Source organism: Clostridium sp. AF29-8BH (assembly GCF_003478145.1).
GTDB classification, from domain to species: domain Bacteria; phylum Bacillota; class Clostridia; order Lachnospirales; family Lachnospiraceae; genus Otoolea; species Otoolea fessa.
Genome location: NZ_QUEL01000001.1, coordinates 72,571 through 99,147, shown reverse-complemented (window position 1 = coordinate 99,147; position 26,577 = coordinate 72,571). Strand labels below are relative to the sequence as shown.

The window sequence follows — 26,577 nt, the reverse complement described above, 5'->3', positions numbered from 1 at the left end:
CTTTTTATATTATCATAGGTTTTCTCCTTTCTTTTTTGTAAATTTTGCCAACTTTTGATTCATTTGCGTTATTATACGCAAAAAGTGGAACTCTCTCCTTCGTTGGAGAGCAGTTCCACTTTCATCTTATAACATTATATAATCTTTTGATGTCTCTCATTCTAACACTGCATCTTTTTATTGTCAAGCCTCTCTTTTAAAAAAACAAGAATAAAAAATAGGAGGTTCATGCTTCCCAACAAAAAGCTAAAGAGAATCAAGAATTCCGGGTAAAACAGATCGCACAGCTTCCCCCCTGCCATGTTTGCACATACGGTTCCGATCACACTGCTGATGGTTAGACCAATGGAAATACTAAAGCTTTTCAGACGTTCATCCGATGTTTCCGCAAAACACTCTACGCTGGCACTCATATAAAGGGCAAAACTGACGGACTGAAGAATCTGCCCCAGATAAAGAGACCACTCACCCGAAAAAAGCTGAAAGCAAATCGGACGAAGCAGGTTTGTGCCCAAAGCTGCTGCCATCCCCCAGAGGGCCGGATAGGTTTTCTTTTTTCCAATATAGGCTAACAAAAGCAGACTCAAAAACTCTACTGCAGCTCCTATTCCACAAACATTTCCAAATAATTCCGCATCTCCTCCACGCTCCGCAATAATCAATGACAGGAAGCTGCCAACTGGCCGATGACTGAACCAATAAAGAGTGCTTATTGTTAAACAAAACAAAAAACGACGCTTTTTACCAATTGCTGAAACGCCTGAACAAACGAAAGACTTTTCTCTGCCTCCCCTTTCTTTCGATGATTGCCAAGCCTGGTATCCGGAAGCAGGATGAGAAATGGAATCATCATAAGAAATAAAAGAATCTGCATCTGAAAATAACGATTCCATCCCCAGTGTTTGAAATAAAATCCTCCAATCACTGACATCACTGCAAATCCAATGGAACCACCGGCACGAATCCGGCTGTATATCAATCCCGGATAACTTTCCTTACTTAAATTAACCCAGGCATCCATCAGCTGACTAAAGGGATAGGCCAATCCGGCTGCCAGAACCAGCCCCGGCAGAAGCAGCCATGACTGGTTCATGAATTTTGTGCAAAAAGCACACACCATCGATACGATACCGATACAAACTAAAAGGTATCTTCTGGTGGGCAGAAATGTATCTGTTATATAGCCTCCCACCGGTTCCATCAAAAGATTGGCCAAAAATGTCAAACTGGTAATAATTCCGCAGACTGTGGCGCTATAGCCCTGCTCTGTTAAAAACAAAACGATGAAACTCGAAAAGACACAATAGACCGCATAATAAATAAAATAAGCCGAAAAAAACAGAACAGTACAGCTCCTTTTCCCTTTCACTAATGTATCTTTTCCCGCCCCAGTCATAACAAAACCAAAGGAATAACCGCCAGCGATAATCTCTGATTAAAAATACAGTTTCCATCCTGCCAGCCTTCCTCGTAAAAGCAAGCAATCGCATCCTTTCCTGCAAGATCCGATGCTCCCCCTTCTTCTGCTATCATAAGTCCATCGTTCCATGTAACACCATCATCTTTACTAAGCCGAATCGTGAGCTTCTGACGAGCGTCAAGACTCCAGCGAACAGACTCTCCCTGTTTCTGCCGTTCCAGCGCCGGTTCATCTCCATAGGCACAATTAACAAAAGCCATCTTCCCATCTGACAGTGACAAAAGAGCGCCTCCACAGATTGGATCCGGAAGTTCTTGATTTAACCAGGGTTCTCCCCAGCGTATAGTATCTTCCCCATCTATCTCTTTTTTGCTTTCACAAAAAGCTCTTCTTCTGACTCCCGGAATTTCATGGCGCATGGTTGCAAGCAGTGTTCCATCACTCCGTTCTGCCACGGAGCTTTCTGTGGGATCGCCAACCCCGTTTCCCGCCGGAACTACACTGCTGCATCTCCATGTTTTTCCTTGATCCTGACTGGATAGACATGCAAAACAAGCTGGGAGATGGGCATTTTCCCCACGGCTCAGCCACAATGGAAGTATCAGTGTCCCATCTTTTTTGCTTATTCCATGACCAGGTGCAATCGCCCACAATGTAACCGGCCATTCTTTCCGGAATCCGTCAATCAGGGATGTCAACTCCCTTTCCGTTCCAAATGAAACACCATTATCATCGCTTTCTTTCAAAAATAATCTCTTATAATCCTGACACCAGAAAAAATAGAGCTTTCCCTCCGCTGCTGCTATTAACAAGGGATTATGAATCAGCTCATCGTCTTTGGGAGAAACCATCGTAACCCGCTCGCCGATTGGCTCTATCGTTTCACCTATCATGCGATATCTTCTTAAAAACAGAGTTCGGCTGTTTCCTCCACCTTTTCTTCCTTCATAGGTCAGGAGCAAATCCCCATTGGAGGCTGTCACGATTCCCGGTACGCGATAGGAATCAAAACCATGCTCATTATTTTCTTCTACCACAATCCGGGTATATTTTTTTTCTGCCATATGGTCCTCCTATCTTACTTCTCCAGTGAAAAAGAACAGTCATATTGTTTTACATATTTATCCATTCCGGAGGCTGAATATAATACCATCGTACAGCAGCTGCCAAAATCACCGGTACGCACTACGACTTTGGCCTTCTGCATCGTTTCCGTTAAGCGATCCTGGCTGATGGTTCCGCCAGGCAGCTGCGGTAGCAGCGACTGAATCTTTTGATACATAGCATCATTATACTGGGGCATTAACTCAAACACTTCGTAACGCTCTGCCACCAGGTCGTTCATGATTGCGCACATCGTCTGTTCAAGGGTTGGAACTCCTCTTATCAGTGACACATCAATTACATTGCAGCCATCCGGAATCGGCATATTAGCATCACAAATCACAATTGCATCCTTATGGCGGGCCGTGGCTAATGCATATCCAAGCTCTGCGTTAATCACCGTGTTCTTAATCATATACTACTTCCTCCTTTTTGCAGCATTATGTTATATAATGTCATTACGTTATATGATAAGTATAGAGGAAAGAACAAAAAAAGTCAATGCTTTCGATAAAATATGGCATAAAAAGAACGGACTCTGTCACATCTTGTACAGAATCCGTTCTTTTTCAATTTTTTATGGACTAAATATTCTTAAACAGATCACAGAAATCAAAGGTCGCAAAATAATCCTTCGGTGTCTCTGCCCGGCGGATCATCTCCACGGAACCATCCTCTTTCAGGAGCAGTTCAGCCGAACGCAGCTTTCCGTTGTAGTTGTAGCCCATCGAAAAACCATGTGCGCCGGTATCATGGATGACAAGGATATCGCCCATATCAATCTTCGGAAGCATCCGGTCAATCGCAAATTTATCATTGTTCTCGCACAGGGAACCGGTTACATCGTATTTGTGGTCGCACGGCTCGTTCTCTTTTCCCATGACCGTGATGTGATGGTATGCGCCGTACATCGCCGGGCGCATCAGGTTGACTGCACACGCGTCCACACCGATATACTCTTTGTAGGTGTGTTTCTCATGGATTGCCGTTGTCACAAGGCAGCCATACGGCGCCAGCATGAAACGTCCCATCTCTGTATAAAGCGCTACATCGCCCATGCCAGCCGGAACCAGAACTTCCTCATAAACCTTGCGGACGCCCTCGCCGATTGCAAAGATATCGTTCGGCTCCTGATCCGGGCGGTAAGGAATGCCAACGCCACCAGACAGGTTGATAAATTTAATATCTGCGCCGGTCTCTTCTTTCAGCTTGACCGCCACCTCAAATAATACCTTCGCAAGCATCGGATAATACTCATTTGTAACCGTATTGCTTGCAAGGAAAGCATGGATACCGAAATGTTTCGCACCTTTTGCTTTCAACACCTTGAATGCCTCAAATAACTGCTCGGTTGTCATACCGTATTTCGCATCGCCTGGGTTGTCCATGATATCATTGCTGATCTTGAACAGTCCGCCCGGATTGTAACGGCAGCTGATCGTCTCCGGAATATAACCGATCGTCTTCTCCAGGAAATCAATGTGCGTAAAATCATCAAGGTTGATGATCGCGCCCAGCTCGGCAGCCATCTTGAATTCCTCCGGCGGTGTATCGTTGGAGGAGAACATGATCTTCTCGCCATCGTACTTCATCGCCTTTGCCATCATAAGCTCTGTCAGCGAAGAGCAGTCCACGCCGCATCCAAGTTTCTTTAAAATATCAATTACAAATGGGTTCGGTGTTGCCTTTACAGCAAAATACTCTCTGAATCCCTTGTTCCAGGAAAATGCACGCATCAGGCGCTCGCCATTCTCGCGGATTCCCTTTTCATCATACAGGTGGAACGGTGTCGGGTATGTTTTCTTGATCTCCTCCAGCTGCTCCCGTGTTACAAATGGTTTCTTCTCCACTTTTACATCCTCCGAACTAAAATCTACATATAAAACTAAAAAGTCTGGACTACCGGGAACATACACTACTCCCGGCACGCCCAGACTCCTTTGTCCTGCTACTATTTATACACCAAAAACCGTGTTTTATCAACTGATTTCCCGAAAAACGCCCACAAATGGGCGGTATTTGTTACTGTTCACGCATACGTGCCCAGTAACGGAATTTGCCGCGGCTTCGCATTTAAATACGGCAAATTCCTGCTGCCACCACGTTTTCTTACGGCACTTTCGGTTCCAAAAGTGCCTACCTGTGAACAGTAACTGGTATTTTTCTCCTTTTCTCCGCCAGGACACAAACTCCGGACAAATTGAATCATTTTCCAGATACATCTATGAACCGGGCACAGATTCAGGCGCAGAATCCAGTTTCTACTCTACCACCATTACACGCATAATATTCGTATCAGCTACCGGTTCATGGCGGTTGGCACGTGTCACCACACCCGCGGTTGCAACCACAATCTCACCCTCTTTGACGATACCTTTCTCTTTCAGCAATTCCACCGATGCAAATAAGAGCGCATCCGTCGATTCGGCGCGTTTTGCATGGAATGGCTTAACACCCCAGTAGAGCTGCATCTGGCGGACAGCGTCATGCTCGGGGAAAGTCCTGCGATCAATGCTTTCGGACGCCATTTCGAAAGCATTCTCGTCGTAAATCCGCTGACACTCGGCGCCACAATGACCGGCGCTTCCAGATCGGAGGCGGTCGCTACGGACGAATAACATACCGTATTAGATATATTTCGAAGATTTTCCGCCGATACCTTTCTTCTCTGGTAGAACATATAATCCAGATATTTCTCCGACTCCTCGGCGATCTGGCTCATCATGCGGACTGCCTCGATCGGGTAACTTCCCATCGCCGTCTCGCCGGACAGCATGACCGCATCGGTTCCCTCATACACTGCATTCGCCACATCCGATACCTCGGCACGCGTTGGTCGCGGGTTGCGGATCATTGAATCGAGCATCTGGGTCGCCGTGATAACGACCTTGCACGCTAAGTTACACTTGCGGATGATCATCTTCTGAATGTGCGGAACCTTCTCTGCCGGTATCTCCACGCCCATATCGCCCCGGGCTACCATGATGCCGTCGCTCGCCTCAATGATGGAATCAATATTTTCAATTCCTTCTTCATTCTCGATTTTCGCGATAATTTGCATAGCAGAACCTTTTTCATCCAGAATCTCCCGGATCTCGCGGATCGCATCGGCATTGCGGACGAACGAAGCCGCCACAAAATCAAAGCCTGCATCCACGCCGAAACGAATGTCTTCCTTATCTTTATCGGTCAGCGCCGGAAGCTTGACCCGTACTCCCGGTACATTGACACCCTTCTTCTCGCCCAGCTCGCCGCCATTTTCAATCCGGCAGACGATGTCTGTTCCATTGACCTCCCGCACGTGCAGCTCAATCAGGCCATCATCGATCAAAATGCGGTCGCCCGGCTTTACATCCTCCGCCAGCCCCGCATAGTTGATGTAGCCGCGTGTCTCATCCCCCACAATCTCCTCGGTCGTCAGAGTATACAGATCGCCCTCTTTCAGCGTCACTTTCTTTCCATCTTTTAATTTGCCGGTACGGATTTCCGGTCCCTTGGTATCCAGAAGCGATGCGATCGGAATCCCCAGCTCCTCGCGCACACTTTCCAGAATCTCCAAACGATGTCTATGCTCCGCATGATCGCCATGCGAAAAGTTAAAACGTGCGACATCCATGCCATTTAACGCCAACTCCTTCATAATCTCCCGGTTATCGGTGTTTGGTCCCATTGTGCAGACAATCTTTGTCTTTTTCATGCCGTTATTCCTCCTCATATTCTGTCATTTTTTTAAGAATTTTCCCATCAGCGAATCATTTATAGGCTCTTTTGTATGCTTTATCCAGCCTATTTAAATCCCCTGCGTAACTGTTCAGTAAATGCGCAGACCTGCTGAACAGTTACTCCCCTGCTAAAAAACAATCCACCGCCTGATTCTATTTAGAATCTTTCAATTCTTCTTCGGTCACGTGTTTGTGCGTATACAGATGATCCATGCAATATTCCAGATTTCCCGCACACTTCGAACAATAGCGGAACTCCAGGTTCGGATCGTCCTTCTCGGTACGTCCGCAGACCGCGCATTTGTGGCGGGTCAGGGAAATTTTCTGGATCTGCGCTTTCTGCATCTCGTTTTTGAACTTCTGCTTGCGAACCGCCTCTTTCGGGCTGATCTTCCGGTAGTTACGCGTCATCAGGAAGAAAATGATAAAATTGAGCATCGAAACAACAATCTCAATTTTCGCGATAATGCCACCCGTTAAGAAACTGTAGACCAGAAGCGCTCCGTACATCATTCCAAGGTATTTCGCCCGGATCGGAATGAAAATCAGAAGGAACTGCATCTCCGGGAAGGTGCAGGCAAACGCCAGAAACAGCGATTCATTTAAGTAATACGGGGACATCGGCACCGAAAAGCCGGTCACACCGTACACCAGGAATGCCGCAATGATGTGTCCCAGCACGCCCATAAAGAAAAACATATTAAATCGGAGGTCCCCACACGCGTTCCAACGTCGATCCAATCGAATAATAGAGATACATCGCGAGCAGCGCAAAGAGGACGCCCGACTGAGGCGGGCATACGAGAAAGGTCACGATTCTCCATACCTGTCCCCGCAGGATCGCCGCTGCATCAAGCGCCAGATACTGCACGTAAAAATACGGATTAAACAGGCTCATCACAAATCCAGCCGCATACATCATGATGATATAGTACATCAGATTCGGGATCGCAAACCGACCGAATTTGCGCTCTAATTTTCTAAAAAAATTCATAATTCACATCCTTTGCCGTTTTCCTTTCATTATAGAGAGCGGCGGATTCTTTGTCAAATTATATTGTCGCTTCCACCACGTTATCTTACGACACATTCGGTTCCAAAAGTACCCGCCTGCGCTCTATAATGGCTGCATTCCAACTCAGAAAAAGCGGTATTTTCCACGCAGAAAATGCCTTTCCTTGTACAGGAACGCCCTTCTCCCATTATGCGCGATATTAACAAATTTTGCACATTTTTAGCATCTTTTTAACGCACCCTACCGATTGTTTTCTTCCTTATTCTATGTTAAAGTATAGCCGAATACATGTGTAATACAAAGGAGGGAAGGGCACTGCCCCGATTGTACATGAATTCCTGTAAAAAATTAGGAATCGACATCGGTTCCACAACGGTTAAAGTATCTATTATTGAAGACGGCGGTACGCTTCTTTTCGCCGATTATAAACGTCATTTTGCAAACATACAGGAGACGCTCGCGGACCTGCTCCGTGAGGGTGAAGAGAAACTTGGCGCACTGACCGTCGAGCCGGTCATCACTGGTTCCGGCGGTTTAACACTTTCTAAGCATCTGGGCATTCCATTTGTTCAGGAGGTTGTAGCGGTTGCCACATCCCTGAAGGATTATGCCCCGCAGACCGACGTTGCCATCGAGCTTGGCGGCGAGGATGCGAAAATTATTTATTTTACCGGCGGCATTGACCAGCGTATGAACGGAATCTGCGCCGGAGGCACCGGCTCTTTTATTGACCAGATGGCTTCGCTGCTTCAGACGGACGCATCCGGTCTTAATGAGTATGCGAAAAATTACAAGGCAATCTATCCGATCGCGGCGCGTTGCGGCGTTTTCGCCAAGACGGATATCCAGCCCCTCATCAATGAGGCGCAACCAAAGAGGATCTGTCCGCCTCCATTTTCCAGGCGGTTGTCAACCAGACCATCAGTGGTCTGGCATGCGGCAAGCCGATCCGCGGCAATGTTGCGTTTCTCGGTGGACCGCTTCATTTCCTCTCGGAGCTGCGCGCGGCATTTATCCGCACCCTGAATCTGGGGACGGACCAGATCATTGCCCCGGATCACTCGCATCTGTTTGCGGCGATCGGCGCGGCGATGAACTCTGATCCGAAGACGACTGCCAGCCTGCACGATCTGATCGAACGGCTGTCCCACGGCATCAAGATGGATTTCGAGGTAAAGCGGATGGAACCCCTCTTTACTGATGAAGCTGACTATGAAAAATTTAGGACCCGCCATGCAAGTCATGATGTCAAAAAAGGTGATTTAGCGACCTACGAAGGCAACTGCTACCTCGGCATTGACGCCGGTTCCACCACAACCAAGGTGGCGCTCGTCGGCGAGGACGGCTCTCTTCTATACCGCTTCTACAGCAACAACAACGGCAGCCCGCTGGCGACGGCGATCCGTGCGATGCAGGAGATCCATGACCAGCTTCCGGAGAAAGCACAGATCGCTTATTCCTGCTCCACCGGTTACGGCGAGGCGCTCTTAAAGTCTGCCCTGATGCTGGATGAGGGCGAGGTCGAGACGATCTCCCACTACTACGCAGCGGCGGCATTTGAGCCGGATGTAGACTGCATCCTCGATATCGGCGGCCAGGATATGAAATGCATCAAGATCAAGGACGGCACCGTAGACAGCGTACAGCTCAACGAAGCCTGTTCGTCCGGCTGCGGCTCCTTTATCGAGACATTTGCTAAATCATTAAATTACAGCGTACAGGATTTTGCCAGAGAGGCGCTCTTTGCCAAAAATCCGACCGACCTCGGTACCCGCTGTACTGTTTTCATGAACTCTAACGTCAAACAGGCGCAGAAAGAGGGAGCTTCCGTCGCAGATATTTCTGCCGGACTGGCTTACTCCGTCATCAAAAATGCCTGTTTAAGGTTATCAAGATTACCAATGCCTCCGACCTCGGAAAACACGTGGTCGTGCAGGGCGGTACCTTCTACAACGATGCGGTTCTCCGCAGTTTTGAGAAGATCTCCGGCTGTGAGGCAGTCCGCCCGGACATCGCCGGTATCATGGGTGCCTACGGTGCGGCTCTGATTGCCCGTGAGCGCTACGATGCTTCCAAGACAACCACGATGCTGCCGATCGACAAGATCTTAAGCCTGACCTACAAGACGACGATGGCGCGCTGCCAGGGTTGTACAAACCACTGTGTCCTGACGATCAACCGTTTCGACGGCGGACGTCAGTTCGTTACCGGCAACCGCTGTGAGCGCGGTCTGGGCGGCAACAAACAGAAAAAAGACATTCCGAACTTATTTGACTATAAATACCACCGTATGTTCGATTATGAACCGCTGACCGCCGATCTGGCGCCGCGCGGTACCGTCGGCATCCCGCGTGTCCTGAATATGTATGAAAACTACCCGTTCTGGGCGGTCTTCTTCAGGGAACTGGGTTACCGCACCGTTCTGTCCCCAAAATCGACGAGACAGATCTACGAACTTGGTATTGAATCGATCCCGAGCGAATCCGAATGCTACCCGGCAAAACTCGCGCACGGTCATATCGAATGGCTGATCCGCCAGGGACTGACCTACATTTTCTATCCGTGCGTTCCTTACGAGCGCAACGAAACCCCGGAAGCAGGAAATCACTACAACTGCCCGATGGTCACATCCTACGCGGAAAACATCAAAAACAACGTAGAATCCCTGACGGATCACAAGGTACATTTCCGGAATCCGTTTATGGCATTTACAAATGAGGAAATCCTGACAAAACGTCTGGTCGAAGAATTTACCAGGGATCAGTCGATCCCGGAGAAGGAGATCCGCGCCGCCGCTCACAAGGCATGGCAGGAACTCATCGCCTCCCGTCAGGATATGGAAAAGAAGGGCGAGGAAGTCATCGCCTGGTTAAAAGAAACCGGACACCACGGCATCGTGCTGGCAGGCAGACCGTACCATGTAGATCCGGAGATCAACCATGGTATTCCGGAACTCATCACTTCCTACGGTTTTGCCGTGCTGACCGAGGACTCCGTCTCCCATTTAGGACGCGTTGACCGTCCGCTGATCGTCACCGACCAGTGGATGTACCACTCCCGCCTCTACGAGGCAGCTTCCTATGTGAAGACACAGCCAAACCTGGATCTGATCCAGCTCAACTCCTTCGGATGCGGTCTGGATGCAGTTACTACTGATCAGGTCAATGATATTCTGACCCGCTCCGGCAAAATTTATACGCTGCTCAAGATCGACGAGGTCAACAACCTCGGCGCCGCACGTATCCGTGTGCGCTCCTTAATCGCCGCGATCCGCGTGCGCGAGATGCGCCACTACCATAAACCGATCGTTTCCAGCGCATACAGCCGTGTTTATTTCACGAAGGAAATGAAGAAAAACTACACGATCCTCTGCCCGCAGATGTCGCCGATCCATTTCGACCTCATCGAACCGGCGGTCCGAAGCTGTGGTTACAACCTGGAGGTGCTGCAGAACTCCGACCGTACTGCTATCGACACAGGACTTAAGTACGTCAACAACGACGCCTGTTACCCGTCCCTGATCGTAGTTGGCCAGATCATGGATGCGCTGCTCTCCGGCAAATACGACTTAGAGCATACAGCCGTTATTATGAGCCAGACCGGCGGCGGCTGCCGTGCCTCCAACTACATTGGCTTTATCCGCCGTGCCTTAGAGCGCGCCGGTATGCCGCAGATTCCGGTTATCTCGTTAAATGCCAACGGCATGGAGACAAATCCGGGCTTCAAGATTACCCTGCCGCTTCTCACCAAGGCAATGCAGGCGGTTGTCTACGGTGACCTCTTCATGCGGGTTCTCTATGCGACCCGCCCATATGAGGCAAAAGCCGGTTCCGCCAATGCCCTGCATGAGAAATGGAAAGCAATCTGCATCAAATCGCTGCAGAAACACTCTTTATCCATGGCAGAGTTTAACCGCAACATCCGCGGTATTATCCATGACTTCGACGAACTTCCGAGACGCGATGTCCAGAAACCGAGGGTTGGCATTGTCGGCGAGATCCTGGTAAAATTCTCCCCGTTAGCAAACAACCACGTGGTAGAGCTTCTGGAAGCCGAGGGTGCCGAGGCTGTAATGCCGGATCTGCTTGATTTCCTGCTTTACTGCTTCTACAACAGCAACTTCAAAGCCGACAATCTGGGCGGCAAACGTTCCACCGCACACCTGTGCAACATGGGAATCTCCCTGCTGGAGTATTTCCGCCGCACCTGCCGCCGCGAACTGGAACGCAGCACACATTTCCTTCCGCCTGCACGGATTCAGGATCTGGCGTCGATGGCGAAGCATTACGTTTCCCTCGGCAATCAGACCGGCGAGGGATGGTTCCTGACTGGTGAGATGCTGGAATTGATTCACAGCGGCACGACGAACATCATCTGCACCCAGCCGTTCGGCTGCCTGCCAAACCACATCGTCGGAAAAGGCGTCATCAAAGGACTGCGCGCCAGCCATCCGGAGGCGAATATCATCGCCGTAGACTACGATCCGGGTGCCAGCGAAGTCAATCAGCTGAACCGTATCAAACTGATGCTTTCCACCGCACAGAAGAACCTGCCAGAAAGGAAAAAGGAGTCAAGAATTGGATGATTTTGGATTGATTTTGGATAAAATTTCCAGCTGACTTTTAAAGACGTCTGTGCTATAATAAATTTATATGGAGTTTAAGATAGGCTGTGGATTCCATAGCCTATCTTCTATATAGGGGAACAAAAAGACAGACTAAAAGGAGATCTCAGGATGAAATCAAAATTATTCCTCTGCGCGGCTCTGGCTGCGGCTCTCTACGTGACGCCGTCTTATGCAGCTGATTATTCCGCACAGGTTGTGAGTTTTTCTCAGGAGGACCCGGACAACCTCTCCATCGAGCTGACCGGCTCCAAAGTAATTACCGACGATTTTTCATTCAAACTTCCATCTCAGGCATTTTCGAAACTCATCATGGTTCCGAGCGGGGATTCCTACGAGGTATATGAAAAAACAGCCTATGAAGCCAACGGAGGCGGACTTCTCTTCCGCATTCTCGCATTTGAGGACACGCATTACCGCGATTTAAACGGCTGCACCATCTTAGGCTTCTGCGGCAACAAGATCTTCATTCTGGATCCGCACTACGACGAGCAGTATACCAGCGACAGCGAAGAATATGCAAAATGCAAAGAAATCGTGACCTCGATCAAGAAGAGTTTCATTTCCTATATCAAAGACGCCGGGACGGTTGAGTAGCATCGAATCGAATATAAATATGCAAAAAGAACGTCAAATTCTAAGTTTTTCGCTTGGATTTGACGTTCTTTTTTACTTTAAACTCTTCTATTTTGGGCTCTTCTATTTTCGTCTTTGTGCCATAGAGGTCCCTTACAAGACCGCTGATGGTCGTGTACTGGCTTCTACGCAGGTAACGGACTGCCAGCATAGAAGAAACAACCGCGCCAATCGCCCATGCTGTATCATACCAGCCTGCCGACAGCCCCACGGTAAAGGCGTTCTCCGCGATACCGATCGTCGAAGCGCCGCCGATCGCCAGACCCGCGATACTAGCTGCCACGACAAACGCATTATTTTTTCCTTTATATAAAAGGAAGTTCTCTGAATCCTTTTTCTGGCTGTAAGACACATAGATACTGATGCCAAACAGCAGAAGCACATATAAAATAACAATTAGCAGCGGAATATTCATTACTTCGCGCCTCCATTTTCCTCTGCCTCGCGGCAAATACGCTCGTAGGCTTCCTTTGTCTGCGGGAGCACGCTTCCGCCGTACGGAATTACATATACATCTTTTCCGTTAAAGTCTACCTCTGCCAGCAGATCCTTCATATCTTTAAACGATCTTACGCCCATATCCCGAACCAGCTCCGGCTCCATGGAAGACAGAAGCAGCGTCTTCGAACGACGGATGGACTCGCAGGCTGCGTAGAAAATATAGCCGCCGATGGTGAAAGACGCACGCAGTGCCTCATCCAGGCATCCCTTAGAGAGAGGCTTAATCCAATCGAAGAAATCCCTGGAACCGCTTCCCTCCGGGCATTCCGCCAGCATAATGAGTGTACCGCCCTCTTTGACCGCTCTCGATGCGTTAAACAGCGTCTTGGTGGACTGATAAAAATTCAGATCCTTCGGGAAACCGCCGCAGCTTGCAATTACGACATCTGCCTGATAGTCGATCGGCAGTCCGTATCCCTTCTGTACATAACTGCAGCTTGCCTGCCATGCCTTGTCAAACTCACCACAGAATAAACCGCTGTGGCGGGAAGACGTATCTACCACGATATTGATACCGAACGTAACATGTACCATGGCACCTGCCTCTCGCATATCCAGGTTGATCGGGTTGTTCTCCACCAGACCGCTACCGACACGCACATCCGTCATCGGTTTCTCCGGATCCAGCGCACGCTCATGGTTCATGCGGATCGTCTCACGGGAAGCAATACCTGGAACGATGCTCTTTCTTCCGCCGCCGTAGCCTGCCATCAGATGGTGCACCGTACCGCCGATGCAGATGACCTTTCTGCCGACTGCCAGCGGATTGACCGATACACGCGTTCCAAAGGACGTCGTACCGATGTATACCAGATCCGGCGCATCGCAGTCATGGTCAGTCACGCTCGCTACATGGTCGTAGACAAACTCGCTTGCAAGTTTTCTGCGATCCTCCGCCGTATTCTTGCGGTGTGTTCCCAGTGCAACCACAACCGCAATCTGGTCATATCCCACGCCCATCTCATCGTGCAGATATTTTACCAGAAGCTCGCAAATCACGTCCTGACGCATCCAGAAACGCGTCATATCACTGATCACGATCGTAACCGGATCGGTCGGTGCAATCAACTCCTTTAACGGCTTCGTGCCAATCACACCATCCGTCACACAATGCAAAAATTCTGCTTTTATATCTTCAATGACCCGCATCTTATTTTCATACAGGTATTTTACACTCTTCGCACCGTCAATCTCAAAATCGACCGCCGACGTTCCGTACTTTAAATGTACTTGCTCCATTGTCTTTCTCCTTCACATTTCCTCATCTGCGTTAAACGTTTGCGCTTTAAACCACTAAAGTATATAATAAAGCACCTGTTTTGTCAAGTCTTTCACAAAACAGGTGCTTTATTTTTATAGTTTATATGATATTTTTCAATCTTCCCGGTACGCCGCATACATCTGCGTCGTCGCCATATCCGAATGTCCAAGAATCGTCTGAACTGCCCGCATGTCTGCACCTCTCGCAATCAGGTGCGCCGCAAAGGAATGGCGCAGCGTGTGCGGCGTGATATCTTCCTCAATCCCGGCTTTCTCGCCGTAATATTTGATAATCTTCCAGAATCCCTGCCGGCTCATCGCGCCGCCCGTACAGTTGACAAAGAAATAGTCCGATCCCTTTCCACGCAGCAGCTCGTTTCTCGCATGTTCCAAATACTCCTCCAGCGCTGCTTTCGCCGAACGTCCAAATGGGATCGTCCGCTCCCTCTCCCCGTCGCGACAGACCAGAAATCCAATGTTCATATTGATATCTTCCATCTGGATCCCTATAAGCTCTGACACCCGGATTCCGGTCGCATATAAAAGAGCCAGCATCGCCTTGTCCCGAATCTCCTTCGGTGTATGCCCGGATGGCTGTGCCAGAAGCGCTGATACCTGATCGACACTCAGGACCACCGGCGCCTTTTTCTCCACTTTCGGCGCATGCAGACTTTCCGCCGGGTTCCGCCGGATGCATGCCTGCATACATTCATAATTAAAAAACGCTTTCATCGCCGCCATCATCCGTGAAATGGTGGTAGCCGCCTTTCCCTGCTCTTCCATATGAAGAATATATCCATGCAGGCTGGTCTTTGTCACCTTCGCCGCCTCCCGGATCTCTTTCTCCTCCAGATAAGTAATCATCTGCATCAGATCTCTCCGATATGACTGTACGGTATTTTCCGATGCCTGTTTTACCTCCCGCAGGTACTGTTCAAATCTGTCTACTTCCCCTCTCATACTTCCCCAATCTATTCTCGTAACCATTTCCGCCATTCTTTTATTCACGGCATTTTCTGCCAACCCCCCAGCCTGCAGGACAAATATCGTTCCGCGGTAATCCTATCGATTTCTCCATCCGAACCATCCATTCTCCTGAGGTTTTCTCACCCTATCTGCAACTTACCTTCTTCTCCACAAACAGGGCTTTTATCGTCCGCAGGTATCATTATATCTACATTTTCCCATAAAATCAAACATAATTTTCCCCACTTTTCCTACATTTTTCGACTGATTTACATAAAAATACAACATATGGTGCGTCCACTTTTTCCACCCCCATATGTTGTAAATTTTGAATTATATTTTTATTCGGACAGCCCCATTAAAATGGGCAGTGTGAGACCAGTAATGATACAAAACCAGGATTCAGCCACACTTCCAGCGCTGTTCCCATCCCCAGCACCAATAAAAGGATTAAAAATCCAGCCGTCCGTATCCGCCTCTCCTTTGCAAGCGCCCAGGAAAGAAGCAGCCAGAACACAGGAATATAAAACACCACCTGTGGAAATAACGTTGCCACAAATACAGGCAGTCCCCAAAAACCGCCCCAGCCAGTAAATCCTGCCAGCAGCCATGCCTGCTCCAGACCTAAGACGAGACAAGCCCCCCACGCAGCCAGGCATGCGACCGGCGTCATACCTGCCAGCCACAGCATCAGCGCCATCCCTGACCGCTGCAGCCAGACCTGAAAAAACAAAGTTCCCCGGCTGGCTGCCTTCATTCCGGCGTTTAGATGCCACCCGGCACCCGATGGATCTCCAATTTCTTGTCCAAGCCTCGCTGCCAGCACACTTTCCAGCCCGGCATGTCCGCTCCCGGACGAAATTTGAAAACAAACGGCTGCTATCGTCCCCAATACAATCCCAAGGATCCAAAAAAACACTGATACATCCCAGGTACTTAAAGCCGGAAGCCGGAATCTCCTTTTCACATGCAATCCCTGCCTATTCCTTTGTTACCTTATCTGTATTCAGTGTTTTTTATAATATGCGTTTATATCTGCCTCTATATGCTGTTAGCTTCATGCGTCTTTCAGCGTTTAATCCATATATTTATTTCATCACAGATGCTTACAGTGCTTCGCTGATCCTTATTTTTACTTCTGTCCTGCTTTGCAGGCATACGCCAGAATCGCGGACACAGTCTTTCCATCCGTCAGTTCTCCTGCGTAGATCCGTTTCAAAAGGTCGGAAAGTTCCCACGCCTCTATCTCAATCTCCTCGTCCGGGTCAAGATGCTGATGGGTTTTCTTGAGATCGCGTGCCAGAAAAATATCCAGCGCCTCATCACAGAACGCGATCGTTGTGTTGACGCTCATCAGATATTCCAGATGGTCACAACGGTAGCCCGTCTCCTCCTCCAGCTCGCGGTACGCGCAGTCAATCTTCGCCTCATCCGGCGAATCCAGCTTACCAGCCGGAATCTCCAGTGTATAGCGGTCCAGCGCATTGCGGTACTGACGCACCATGAGAATCTTTCCATCCTCCGTAACCGGAAGCACCGCTGCCGCGCCGTCATGATGGATAAAATCCCATTTTGCCTGATGTCCGTTTACCTCGACGGTATCTTCGTACATTTTCAAGATGGTTCCCTGATATTTTAACTCTCGTTTCAGGCGTTTGACCGGCACGGACTCCAGCGATGCCTGCTTTTCTACTTTCTGTTCCATATTTTCTCACCCTTATATCCAGGTTCCTTCTGGGTTCTTTTTCAACATTTTTTCACTATTTCAGGTCGATGCACTTCTCATAGCATGCGTCACATGCCTTGATAACCGCATTCCGCAAACCATACTCCTCCAGGACGCTGACCGCATAGATCGTCGTGCCGCCCGGCGAGCAGACATCATCTTTGAGCGCGCCCGGATGCTTGCCGGTCTCGAGTACCATCTTCGCACTGCCGACAACGCCCTGCGCCGCCATCCGGTAAGCCACATCTCGCGGCATGCCGTACTTAACGCCCGCATCTGCCAGCGCCTCGATGAACATATAGATGTATGCCGGTGCACTGGAACTGATACATACAACCGCATTCATCATATATTCCGGAACGATCTCCATCATACCAAAAGATTCAAAGAAATTGCTGATCATCTGCTTTTCTGTCTCTTCAAACAGCTTCTTGTCGTAGCAGACACCTGTCATACCCTCGCCGATCAGCGCCGGCGTGTTCGGCATCGCACGCACGATACGGCGGTCACCGCCCAGCTTCTCGTTGACACTGTCAATCGTGATACCCGGTGCAATCGAAATAATAATATTTTCTTTCGTTACATGGTCCTTGATATCTGCCAGTACATTGTCATAAAACTGCGGTTTTATAGCTAATACGATATATTTTGCATTTTCCGTACAATCCTGGTTTGTGTCAACCGCCTTGACACCTGTCTCTTTCTCTATCTGTGCCACTCTCCGGCGGTTCAGATCCGTAAAAGTGATATCTTCCGTTTTATATTTGTTCAGCAGGCTTCGCATGATCGCATAGCCGATATTTCCCATTCCGATAAAACCAATTTTCGCCATAATCTTTGTCTCCCTCCATCTGCCATCCGGCACTTCCCTGCCGGATGATCCTCCATTTGTTGTCTGACTGCAGCTGCTCTTTCCAACAGCCACATCTGGCTTTCTATTCAGCATCTTGGTAACGGTTCAATCTTCTTACCATTACGCCACAATAAATGCATGAAGCTGCTAAATAATCACTATTTTTCAACTCTATCATGCTATAATACTCGTCTTTTGGACAGTTTGCAAGCAAAATTTCTCCGCCTGCCTTCACGCTCACGACCCTTTATTTTACCCTGCTCATGCAAATTTTCAGTCTGTCCGAAAAACAGAGTTTCCGTTTTCCGCTTCATGAAAAAAACCTGTATTTTTCTGTTTTTCTTTCTCTCTCAAAAAAGATGTAAAGAATGTGCCTTGGCACATTCGGGCGTCTCGCGCGGTCGCTTGCGACATGTTTCTTCTTCGCGCGAGTGCGCATCCTCGCGGAGCGTTTTTTTGTTTCATAGGACGCAATTCCCCATGAAACAAAAAAGTCTTATGAATGTAATGTATCTTCATCCATAAGACTTTTATTTTCATGCTCAAGTTTACTCCATGCAGCCCTGCTGCCGGGTTTTATTTGGCGTACTCGGTAACTCTCGATTCACGGATTACATTGACCTTGATCTGTCCCGGATACTGTAACTCTTCCTGAATCCGCTTTGAAATCTCTCTCGCCATCAGAACCATATCATCGTCGCTGACCTGTTCCGGTACAACCATGATACGCACCTCACGACCTGCCTGAATTGCGTAGGATTTATCAACACCCTTATAGGAGTTCGTGATATCCTCCAGCTGTTTCAGACGGTTGGTATATGTTTCCAGAGTCTCTCGTCTCGCACCTGGACGTGCCGCTGAAATCGTATCAGCTGCCTGTACCAGACATGCAATCAAGCTCTGTGGCTCTACATCGCCGTGATGGGCTTCCACTGCATTGATAACGGTTGCGGACTCTTTGTACTTCTTACAGAGCGCCACACCCAGTTCTACGTGGGTTCCCTCCTGCTCGTGATCGACTGCCTTTCCAATATCATGTAATAAACCTGCACGTTTGGCGGTCCGTACATCGACGCCCACCTCAGCCGCCAGAAGTCCGGCTAACTGTGCAACCTCAATCGAATGCTTCAATGCATTCTGACCGTAACTTGTCCGGAATTTCATCTTACCAAGCAGCTTGACAAGTTCCGGATGGATACCATGAATGCCAACTTCCAGAAGAGCCGCTTCGCCCTCCTCGCGCATCATGTTTTCCACTTCTTTCTGTGCCTTCTCTACCATCTCTTCGATTCTGGCTGGATGAATCCGTCCATCCACAATCAGACGTTCCAGTGCAATACGCGCTACCTCTCTCCGGATTGGATCGAAGCCAGACAGGACAACTGCCTCCGGCGTATCGTCGATGATCAGTTCCACGCCCGTCAGAGTCTCCAGTGTACGAATATTTCTTCCCTCACGTCCGATAATTCGTCCCTTCATCTCATCATTCGGAAGCTGTACGACTGATACGGTTGTCTCAGCCACATGATCCGCAGCACAGCGCTGAATCGCTGTCACCACATAATCCTTGGCTTTCTTCTCTGCTTCTTCTTTAGCTTTCGCCTCGAGATCTTTGATCAGCTTCGCCGTATCATGCTTTACATCTTCTTCCACGGAACGCAGCAGATATTCCTTTGCCTGTTCAGAGGTTAAACCGGAGATCTTCTCCAGTTCCAGCATACCTTTCTCATAGAGAGCCTCTGCCTCCGCAGTCTTTCTCTTAAGTGCCTCCTCCTTGACATTCATACCCGCTTCACGCTTTTCCATCGCTTCTGCTTTTTTGTCCAGGTTTTCTTCTTTGCTCAGTACACGTCTTTCATAGCGCTGAAGCTCAGCTCTTCTTTCCTTTGTTTCTTTCTCAAGCTCATTCTTTGTCTTTAACGACTCTTCCTTCGCTTCAAGGAGAGCTTCTCGCTTCTTTGTCTCAGCAATTTTCAATGCTTCATCTATTATTTCCCTGGATCGTTCTTCTGCGCTTCCAATCTTCGCCTCATATGTCTTCTGGCGATGCTGGTTCGCAACGACCCAAGTAATAGCTGCTACAATAACACCTGTAACGATAACCGCAATTATTACTTGTGACACAGGAGCACCTCCTTATTTAGTTTTCATTGTACGAAAATACAATACTATAATTTTAAACGGTTTTATACAGTATGTCAAGCAGAATAAGCGCTTCCTAACCAGCTTCCTGGGACACCTTTAGACAGCGTTCTGTTCTGTTTTATAATACATTTGCACGTTCACAATCATGAAACAGAATCCATTCAAAATTATCTTTGGTAAATGACTCTGCGCCTGAAAGTCAACTAAGTGCATCCTCCTGCTCCTTCATCTCTCTCCGGATATCTTCCCATGAAAATCCCCGCCTCATCAGATAGGCAATGATCTTTTTTTCCTCCTCCGGCGCTGTCTCTCCCGCCCTGTAATGCTTCTTCTCAAGCAAGACGCGGATTGCCTCGCCCGAATCATGTTCTGTCTCTTCCAGCTGCTCCCGGATGATCTCGCGCGATATGCCTTTTCGCTGCAGGTAAAGCTTCAATTCCGCCTGGCTTTTCCGCTTTCCATGAACCTGCAGGTAATTCGCCGCATATCTGGCATCGTCCACAAAATGATATTCCTGCAAAAATCCAATCGTCTCCTGCACGATCGAATCCGGATACCCTTCCTGGAAAAGGCGGCGGCACATTTCTCCTTCCGTCCGGTCCTGCACCTTCAAAAGATTCAGCGCCCGCTCATGTGCCCGGCGGCTTAAAAGATCCAAAAGCTCCCTCTCCGTTCTTTCTTCCAAAACCGCGCCCTCACAGACACCGTATTTTTCTAATTCCCCATTATATAAAAGAAAGGCAAAGTCCTCATCCGTGAAAACTTTGCACTTTCTCTTATCCAGGGATTCTACGCGTTCAATCCGCATATACAGCCCCTTTTCATAGCTACAGTTCACACGTTGCCAGCTGTAACTTTTCCTGTTACTGTTCACACATATGTGCCCTGTAACAGGATTTTACTCTATTTTTCGTCCTCTGCGTCCACTCCTACCGGCGGAAGCTCCGTCGGTGCTTCCTTGGACGCCTCCGGCATCATCGTGTCTTCGGAAAGTCCGTATTTGACACGTACCTTGTTCTCAATCTCAAGGCAGATTTCCGGATTTGCTGCCAGGAAATTCTTCGCGTTCTCGCGTCCCTGACCGATCTTGCTGCCCTCATAAGCATACCAGGCGCCGCTCTTCTCCACGATGTTCTCCTTCGCCGCCAGATCCAGGATATCGCCCTCACGGGAAATACCTTTTCCGAACATGATATCAAACTCTGCCTCACGGAATGGCGGAGCAATCTTGTTCTTCACAACCTTGATGCGGACACGGTTTCCAATTACTTCGCCGCCCTGCTTCAGAGACTCAATCCGGCGGACATCCATGCGGACAGAAGAATAGAACTTGAGTGCCCGTCCACCGGTCGTAACCTCCGGGTTTCCGAACATGATACCAACCTTCTCACGCAGCTGGTTGATAAAAATAACGATACAATTTGAACGGCTGATTGCTGCGGTCAGCTTTCTGAGTGCCTGCGACATCAGACGTGCCTGCAGACCTACGTGGGAATCACCCATCTCGCCGTCAATCTCTGCCTTCGGAACCAGTGCGGCAACCGAGTCCACAATCACGATATCGATCGCACCGGAGCGCACCATCGTCTCGGTAATCTCAAGAGCCTGCTCGCCGTTGTCCGGCTGGGAGATATACAGATTATCGATATCAACACCGATCTTCTTCGCATATGCCGGATCGAGTGCGTGCTCTGCATCGATAAATCCAGCGATACCGCCTCTCTTCTGTACTTCTGCCACCATATGCAGGGCAACCGTCGTCTTACCACTGGACTCAGGTCCGTATACCTCGATGATTCGTCCCTTCGGAACACCGCCCAGTCCCAGTGCAATATCCAGGCTCAGGGAGCCGGTCGGAATCGTCTCTATATTCATATTCGCACCAGAATCACCCAGCTTCATCACTGAGCCTTTTCCGTATGCTTTCTCAATCTGTGTCAACGCAGCATCCAATGCTTTCAGCTTGTCTTCTTTATTCATCTTTCCCTCCAAAACGCCGCTCCGCGGCCAATCACGAACAAATGTTCTAAACTTAGTTCTATCATAGCGGATCCGGCTGTAAATGTCAACTGTTTTCTTTTGGTTTTCCCCCGGACGCACTGCAGGATGCTGCCGGATCTATAACCTGATTCTGCGATTCAAAGTATCTACAATTATATCATTTTCCGGCTGGTTCTGTCTATTATTTTGCTGAGAAAAGCTGCTACCCGAACTGTGTCGTACGGAATTTTCAGTTCAGAAAATTCCGTACGATACAGTTACGCTGCCACCATTACTGTTCACACAAAACCTTCCGTTGCAAAAATGTCTGCCTGTACACGTCATCTGGCACCGCCCCGCTTCTACTCTAACAGCCGCCCGATATCCAGCGCTCCCCAGCCCTGCTGGTTGCGCGGCAGCCCCAGATCCACTGCCCGCTCTTTAAAGCGAAGCTTCACATCCCGGTTCGTCATGTCCGGGTTCTGCTCCAGCAAAAGCGCCGCCGCCCCCGCGACAAGCGGCGTAGACATGGACGTCCCGCTTTTAAAACGGTACCCGTTCCGCCGCAGGTTACAGCTCACAATCCGTGATCCAGGCGCCACAATGTCCGGCTTGCAGATACAGGCGTCCGTCGGACCCCGCCCCGAATAGTCCACCATCCGGCTGCCTGCCACCTCTACCTCCCGGTCATCATCCGCACATCCCACCGTGATGACCTTCCGGCTGATCCCCGGCGTTGTGATCGTGTGCGCGGCTGGACCATTATTTCCCGCTGCCACCACGACCACATACCCGGCATCCCACGCCGCATCGACACCGCGCACCAACGCCGAATCTTCGCTCATTCCCTTCGGTGTAAAGGAGCCAACCGATATATTGATAATCCGGATCCCGTACTGGCTGCCATTCTGGCGCACCCAGCGAAGCCCTGCCAGCACATCCGATACATACCCATTTCCCCTCTGATCCAGCACTTTCAGGCAGACCAGCTGCGCCCCTGGCGCCACACCCTGATAGCGTCCCGCCGACGCCGTGCCGCTGCCGGCAATCATCCCTGCCACATGCGTTCCATGCCCATTGTCATCATACGGCTGCTGTTTTTTCTTAAGGAAATCCCGAAATCCGTAAACGCAATTTTCCAAATCCGGATGCAGAAATACCCCTGTGTCCAGGATCGCCACCCCGACGCCTTTTCCTGTCAGTCCTCGTCTGTACGCCTCATTGCAATGAATCCATTCTCTCGCCCGGTTCACAGGAAAAAGCCCCCATATTCTTCCCTTACTGTTAGAATATGGGGGCTTTCGCCGTATGTGAATGCAGCCTGTTATTTGTGGAAGCTGTAATAGACGGTTCCGCCTGCCAGTCCACCACGGAACTGCGCCAGCTCACTGACCGTCACCAGCTGATAGCCGCGCTCCACAAGCGCCGGAATGATCGTGACTGCCGCGTCACCGGAAGCATTGTAAAGCTCATGCATCAGAACCACCGAGCCATCTTTTACCTGGTTTAACACGGTCTGCACCGATGAAGCCGCATTGCGTGTCTTCCAGTCCAGCGTATCCACATTCCAGAGTACGATCGGCTGGCTGATATTGGCAAGCACAGTGCTGTTTTTTCCACCGCCCGGAAGACGGACTGTTTTCGGTGCCTCGCCTGTGATCGCGGCAACCGCCTGATTGCAGGCCTCCACCTGCTGACGAATCTCCTGTGCGCCTAACTTCTGGAGATACTTGTGATCCTGCGTGTGATTTCCAATCTCATGCCCATTGGCATACATCCGCTGAATCTCACTCTTATAGGAATTCACACGGTTTCCGACCACATAAAAGGTCACACGGCCGCCGTACTGCTCCGCGCAGTCCATGATGCGGTTTCCAACCGGGGCATACGGACCATCATCAAAGGTCAGTGCCACCATCGGTGCATTCGGATCGATATAACGACCGCCGCTGGCTACCATTCCATCCGGAACCTGGCTGTCCCCCTGCTCCGTTCCCTGTGTCTCAGAAGCAGTCTGTCCGTTATTTCCTGTCTCCTGGTTCTCTGTTGTCTGCTGTCCTTCCGCTGCGCCAGCATGATTCTCGCTGCCAGCAGCCGTCTGTGCATCCCCCGCCTCATTCTGGGAACCGGACGCCTGCTCTCGCCTCTGAATCAGCTCCATATCCGATGCCGGTCCGGACGGCACATCATCCGCATACGCCGCAAACGACGCCCCTACCGTACAGACCGCCGTAAGTAACAGTGCTGCTGCTCTCATTTTCCATGTTTTTCTCATACCGCTCCAAAACCTCCAAATTGTTTTCTTTTTCTTCTGCCATTCCGATGCAATCCGGAACAGCCGACCATGTGACATACTCACGTACAATGGTTTTATTATATCACACTCTTCCTTTATTAAGAACACTTCGTCCCATTTTACTTCTTACATTTTTCTGACAAGGTTAGTGTTCACGCATACGTGCCCAGTAACGGAATTTGCCGTGGCTTCGCATTTAAATACGGCAAATTCCTGCTGCCGCCACGTTCTCTTATGACGCTTTCGATCCCAAATGTGCCTGTAAACAGTTCCAAAGAATATTCATAAGTATTTTTAATAAATATTTCATATTGTGTAATACACCTAATATATGATATGATAAAAATGATGTCGTTACGCATCACAACGCGTGCAACGTAACACATGGAGTTTATTGACAAAAGAGTTGAAAGGAAGTAACAAATGGGCGGATTTTTTGGTGTCACATCAAAAACAAACTGTACACTGGATCTTTTTTTTGGTACGGACTATCATTCCCATCTGGGAACACGACGCGGTGGTATGGCGGTTTATGGAGAAAACGGTTTCAGCCGTTCTATACACAATATCGAGAATTCCCCGTTCCGTACAAAATTTGAGCACGATGTCGATGAAATGCAGGGTAACATGGGCATCGGCTGTATCTCAGATATGGAACCGCAGCCTCTGTTAATTCAGTCGCACTTAGGAAGCTATGCCATCACCACAGTCGGCAAGATCAATAATGAAAAAGAGCTGATTCAGGAAGCATTTAAGAAAGGGCATATTCATTTCATGGAAATGAGCGGCGGCAAGATCAATGCAACCGAGCTGGTCGGCGCCATCATCAGTCAGGCAGATTCCCTTGTTGAAGGTCTGAAACTGGCACAGGAAAAAATCAAGGGTTCCATGACCATTCTCCTGCTGACCCCGGAGGGCATCTATATCTCCCGTGACCGCCTCGGACGTACCCCGGCGATCATCGGACGCAAAGATGGTGCGTTCTGTGTTTCCTTTGAAAGCTTTGCATACATCAACCTTGGATACACGGACTACAAAGAACTGGGACCGGGCGAGATCGTCCGCATGAACGCCGACGGCGTAGAGGTACTCAGCCCGGCTCGCAAGGAAATGAAAATCTGTTCTTTCTTGTGGGTTTACTACGGTTATCCGACCTCCTGCTACGAAGGAATCAACGTCGAGGAAATGCGGTACCACTGCGGTCGTATGCTTGCCAAACGCGATCAGTCCGACGCCGATCTGGTAGCCGGAATCCCAGATTCCGGTATCGCGCATGCAGTCGGCTACGCCAATGAATCCGGCATTCCATTTGCCCGTCCATTCATTAAATATACCCCAACCTGGCCGCGTTCCTTCATGCCGACCACCCAGAGCCAGAGAAACCTGATCGCACGTATGAAGCTGATCCCGGTAGACGCCTGATCCGCGACAAGAGCCTGCTCTTAATCGACGATTCCATCGTCCGCGGCACCCAGCTCGGCGAAACAACCGAATTCCTGTATCAGAGCGGTGCCAAAGCAGTACATATCCGTCCGGCTTGTCCGCCGCTGCTGTTTGGATGTAAATATCTGAACTTCTCCCGCTCCAATTCCGAGCTGGATCTCATCACACGCCGCATCATCCGCGACCGTGAGGGCGACAATGTTTCCCCGGAGCTTCTGGATGATTACGCAAACCCAGACAGCCAGAATTATAAGGAAATGGTCGAAGAAATCCGTAAACGCTTAAACTTTACCTCCCTGCAGTTCCACCGCCTCGACGATTTAATCGAATCGATTGGTCTGGAACCGTGCAAGCTGTGTACATATTGCTGGAACGGAAAAGAATAATGTTGTAGAATACGTTTCTATGATAACCAAAATGGCAGCCCATCAATTTCTGCTGATGAGCTGCCATCTTTATTCTGTTAATTCTCTGCCAATCGTTTTATCAGCACCGTGCCTTTATAGTTTATACAAGCACACCGCCAATACCCACATCACTTCTGCCCTGTCACCATCATATAACGGTTATGTGCGTCCTTCAGACAGGCAATGAGCGGCTTCTGAGTCAGTGCAAAATACCTTTCCCGGATACTTTGCTGCATCTCGTCCAAATCCGTTTTCAAACTCTTTCCAAGCAGCATCGACACAACAAAATTGCGCGTCACCGACAAAATCGTATTGCACTCCAGATCAAGAATCTTTCCCGTCGCCCGTTCTACTACAAAACTCACATAAAACTCTCCGTGCAGGCTGTAAATCGCGTCCTCCTTGCTCGGTTTCGCCTGACCTACAACCAGAATCGTATCATCCTTATACATTATATCGTTTCCCCTTTTCTTCGAAAC

19 protein-coding genes and 3 pseudogenes are annotated in these 26,577 nt (G+C 49.3%); 3 read left to right on the top strand and 19 right to left on the bottom strand.

Going from position 1 to position 26,577, the window contains the following annotated elements:
* Positions 1-161 precede the first annotated feature (161 nt).
* From DWZ16_RS00415 to DWZ16_RS16385, 7 genes and pseudogenes are all read right to left on the bottom strand, one after another.
* Complete coding sequence (locus tag DWZ16_RS00415; RefSeq protein ID WP_118481821.1) at positions 162-893, bottom strand: MFS transporter; 732 nt, start codon at positions 891-893, stop codon at positions 162-164.
* 499 nt (positions 894-1,392) lie between these two features.
* Positions 1,393-2,484: a sialidase family protein gene (locus DWZ16_RS00405; RefSeq protein WP_118472096.1), complete on the bottom strand. Its 1,092-nt coding sequence runs from the start codon at positions 2,482-2,484 to the stop codon at positions 1,393-1,395.
* Between the two features lie 14 nt (positions 2,485-2,498).
* Entirely contained in the window at positions 2,499-2,939 is a 441-nt protein-coding gene (locus DWZ16_RS00400; RefSeq protein ID WP_118472097.1) for an RbsD/FucU domain-containing protein, read from the bottom strand.
* 169 nt (positions 2,940-3,108) lie between these two features.
* Entirely contained in the window at positions 3,109-4,374 is a 1,266-nt protein-coding gene (locus DWZ16_RS00395; RefSeq protein WP_118467901.1) for a diaminopimelate decarboxylase, read from the bottom strand.
* 411 nt (positions 4,375-4,785) lie between these two features.
* Positions 4,786-6,221 (bottom strand): annotated as a pseudogene (gene pyk / locus DWZ16_RS00390) (pyruvate kinase).
* 178 nt (positions 6,222-6,399) lie between these two features.
* Complete coding sequence (locus tag DWZ16_RS16390; protein WP_412694252.1) at positions 6,400-6,945, bottom strand: hypothetical protein; 546 nt, start codon at positions 6,943-6,945, stop codon at positions 6,400-6,402.
* 1 nt (position 6,946) lies between these two features.
* On the bottom strand, positions 6,947-7,240 hold the full coding sequence (locus tag DWZ16_RS16385; protein WP_412694251.1) for a hypothetical protein: 294 nt from the start codon (positions 7,238-7,240) through the stop codon (positions 6,947-6,949).
* Between the two features lie 351 nt (positions 7,241-7,591).
* Between DWZ16_RS16385 and DWZ16_RS00380 the strand changes: the two are divergent.
* Both DWZ16_RS00380 and DWZ16_RS00375 read left to right on the top strand, forming a co-directional pair.
* Positions 7,592-11,846: pseudogene (locus DWZ16_RS00380) on the top strand (acyl-CoA dehydratase activase-related protein).
* A 150-nt stretch (positions 11,847-11,996) separates the two neighbouring features.
* Complete coding sequence (locus DWZ16_RS00375; protein WP_118522069.1) at positions 11,997-12,482, top strand: hypothetical protein; 486 nt, start codon at positions 11,997-11,999, stop codon at positions 12,480-12,482.
* 40 nt (positions 12,483-12,522) lie between these two features.
* On the opposite strand, the gene DWZ16_RS00370 is transcribed toward DWZ16_RS00375, so the two are convergent.
* From DWZ16_RS00370 to DWZ16_RS00315, 11 genes are all read right to left on the bottom strand, one after another.
* Positions 12,523-12,936: a sodium:solute symporter family transporter gene (locus DWZ16_RS00370; RefSeq protein ID WP_227589629.1), complete on the bottom strand. Its 414-nt coding sequence runs from the start codon at positions 12,934-12,936 to the stop codon at positions 12,523-12,525.
* Entirely contained in the window at positions 12,936-14,261 is a 1,326-nt protein-coding gene (larA, locus tag DWZ16_RS00365) for a nickel-dependent lactate racemase (RefSeq protein ID WP_118491860.1), read from the bottom strand. The genes DWZ16_RS00370 and larA overlap by 1 nt, the downstream gene beginning before the upstream one ends.
* Before the next feature lie 135 nt (positions 14,262-14,396).
* On the bottom strand, positions 14,397-15,290 hold the full coding sequence (xerA, locus tag DWZ16_RS00360; protein ID WP_333489811.1) for a site-specific tyrosine recombinase/integron integrase: 894 nt from the start codon (positions 15,288-15,290) through the stop codon (positions 14,397-14,399).
* A 316-nt stretch (positions 15,291-15,606) separates the two neighbouring features.
* Positions 15,607-16,215, bottom strand: coding sequence for a hypothetical protein (locus DWZ16_RS00355; RefSeq protein ID WP_118523674.1), 609 nt, complete (start codon positions 16,213-16,215; stop codon positions 15,607-15,609).
* Between the two features lie 165 nt (positions 16,216-16,380).
* A complete protein-coding gene (locus tag DWZ16_RS00350) occupies positions 16,381-16,953 on the bottom strand; it encodes an NUDIX hydrolase (protein WP_118293596.1) in 573 nt (190 codons plus the stop codon).
* A 55-nt stretch (positions 16,954-17,008) separates the two neighbouring features.
* Complete coding sequence (gene proC, locus DWZ16_RS00345; protein ID WP_118522157.1) at positions 17,009-17,806, bottom strand: pyrroline-5-carboxylate reductase; 798 nt, start codon at positions 17,804-17,806, stop codon at positions 17,009-17,011.
* Between the two features lie 597 nt (positions 17,807-18,403).
* The gene (gene rny / locus DWZ16_RS00335) at positions 18,404-19,951 is read right to left on the bottom strand and encodes a ribonuclease Y (RefSeq protein ID WP_107000340.1); all 1,548 of its coding nucleotides are present in this window, start codon (positions 19,949-19,951) and stop codon (positions 18,404-18,406) included.
* 220 nt (positions 19,952-20,171) lie between these two features.
* Positions 20,172-20,810: a regulatory protein RecX gene (locus DWZ16_RS00330; protein ID WP_147353394.1), complete on the bottom strand. Its 639-nt coding sequence runs from the start codon at positions 20,808-20,810 to the stop codon at positions 20,172-20,174.
* A 65-nt stretch (positions 20,811-20,875) separates the two neighbouring features.
* A complete protein-coding gene (recA, locus tag DWZ16_RS00325) occupies positions 20,876-21,952 on the bottom strand; it encodes a recombinase RecA (protein WP_022359677.1) in 1,077 nt (358 codons plus the stop codon).
* Positions 21,953-22,314: 362 nt separating this feature from the next.
* Positions 22,315-23,205: a S8 family peptidase gene (locus tag DWZ16_RS00320; RefSeq protein WP_022359678.1), complete on the bottom strand. Its 891-nt coding sequence runs from the start codon at positions 23,203-23,205 to the stop codon at positions 22,315-22,317.
* Between the two features lie 71 nt (positions 23,206-23,276).
* Positions 23,277-24,227, bottom strand: coding sequence for a polysaccharide deacetylase family protein (locus DWZ16_RS00315; RefSeq protein ID WP_107000344.1), 951 nt, complete (start codon positions 24,225-24,227; stop codon positions 23,277-23,279).
* A 444-nt stretch (positions 24,228-24,671) separates the two neighbouring features.
* Here DWZ16_RS00315 and DWZ16_RS00310 point away from each other — a divergent pair.
* A pseudogene (locus DWZ16_RS00310) lies at positions 24,672-26,077 on the top strand (amidophosphoribosyltransferase).
* A gap of 149 nt (positions 26,078-26,226) precedes the next feature.
* Here the strand turns inward: DWZ16_RS00310 and DWZ16_RS00305 are convergent.
* On the bottom strand, positions 26,227-26,550 hold the full coding sequence (locus DWZ16_RS00305) for a DUF3870 domain-containing protein (protein WP_022359681.1): 324 nt from the start codon (positions 26,548-26,550) through the stop codon (positions 26,227-26,229).
* Positions 26,551-26,577 lie beyond the last annotated feature (27 nt).

What these genes read in the sequence shown, in the direction of transcription:
- DWZ16_RS00415 (WP_118481821.1), bottom strand. Translation starts at nt 893, where the DNA reads ATGGAATCGTTATTTTCAGATGCAGATTCTTTTATTTCTTATGATGAT.
- DWZ16_RS00405 (WP_118472096.1), bottom strand. Translation starts at nt 2,484, where the DNA reads ATGGCAGAAAAAAAATATACCCGGATTGTGGTAGAAGAAAATAATGAG.
- DWZ16_RS00400 (WP_118472097.1), bottom strand. Translation starts at nt 2,939, where the DNA reads ATGATTAAGAACACGGTGATTAACGCAGAGCTTGGATATGCATTAGCC.
- DWZ16_RS16390 (WP_412694252.1), bottom strand. Translation starts at nt 6,945, where the DNA reads ATGTTTTTCTTTATGGGCGTGCTGGGACACATCATTGCGGCATTCCTG.
- DWZ16_RS16385 (WP_412694251.1), bottom strand. Translation starts at nt 7,240, where the DNA reads ATGAATTTTTTTAGAAAATTAGAGCGCAAATTCGGTCGGTTTGCGATC.
- DWZ16_RS00375 (WP_118522069.1), top strand. Translation starts at nt 11,997, where the DNA reads ATGAAATCAAAATTATTCCTCTGCGCGGCTCTGGCTGCGGCTCTCTAC.
- DWZ16_RS00370 (WP_227589629.1), bottom strand. Translation starts at nt 12,936, where the DNA reads ATGAATATTCCGCTGCTAATTGTTATTTTATATGTGCTTCTGCTGTTT.
- larA (WP_118491860.1), bottom strand. Translation starts at nt 14,261, where the DNA reads ATGGAGCAAGTACATTTAAAGTACGGAACGTCGGCGGTCGATTTTGAG.
- DWZ16_RS00350 (WP_118293596.1), bottom strand. Translation starts at nt 16,953, where the DNA reads ATGGAACAGAAAGTAGAAAAGCAGGCATCGCTGGAGTCCGTGCCGGTC.
- proC (WP_118522157.1), bottom strand. Translation starts at nt 17,806, where the DNA reads ATGGCGAAAATTGGTTTTATCGGAATGGGAAATATCGGCTATGCGATC.
- recA (WP_022359677.1), bottom strand. Translation starts at nt 21,952, where the DNA reads ATGAATAAAGAAGACAAGCTGAAAGCATTGGATGCTGCGTTGACACAG.
- DWZ16_RS00315 (WP_107000344.1), bottom strand. Translation starts at nt 24,227, where the DNA reads ATGAGAAAAACATGGAAAATGAGAGCAGCAGCACTGTTACTTACGGCG.
- DWZ16_RS00305 (WP_022359681.1), bottom strand. Translation starts at nt 26,550, where the DNA reads ATGTATAAGGATGATACGATTCTGGTTGTAGGTCAGGCGAAACCGAGC.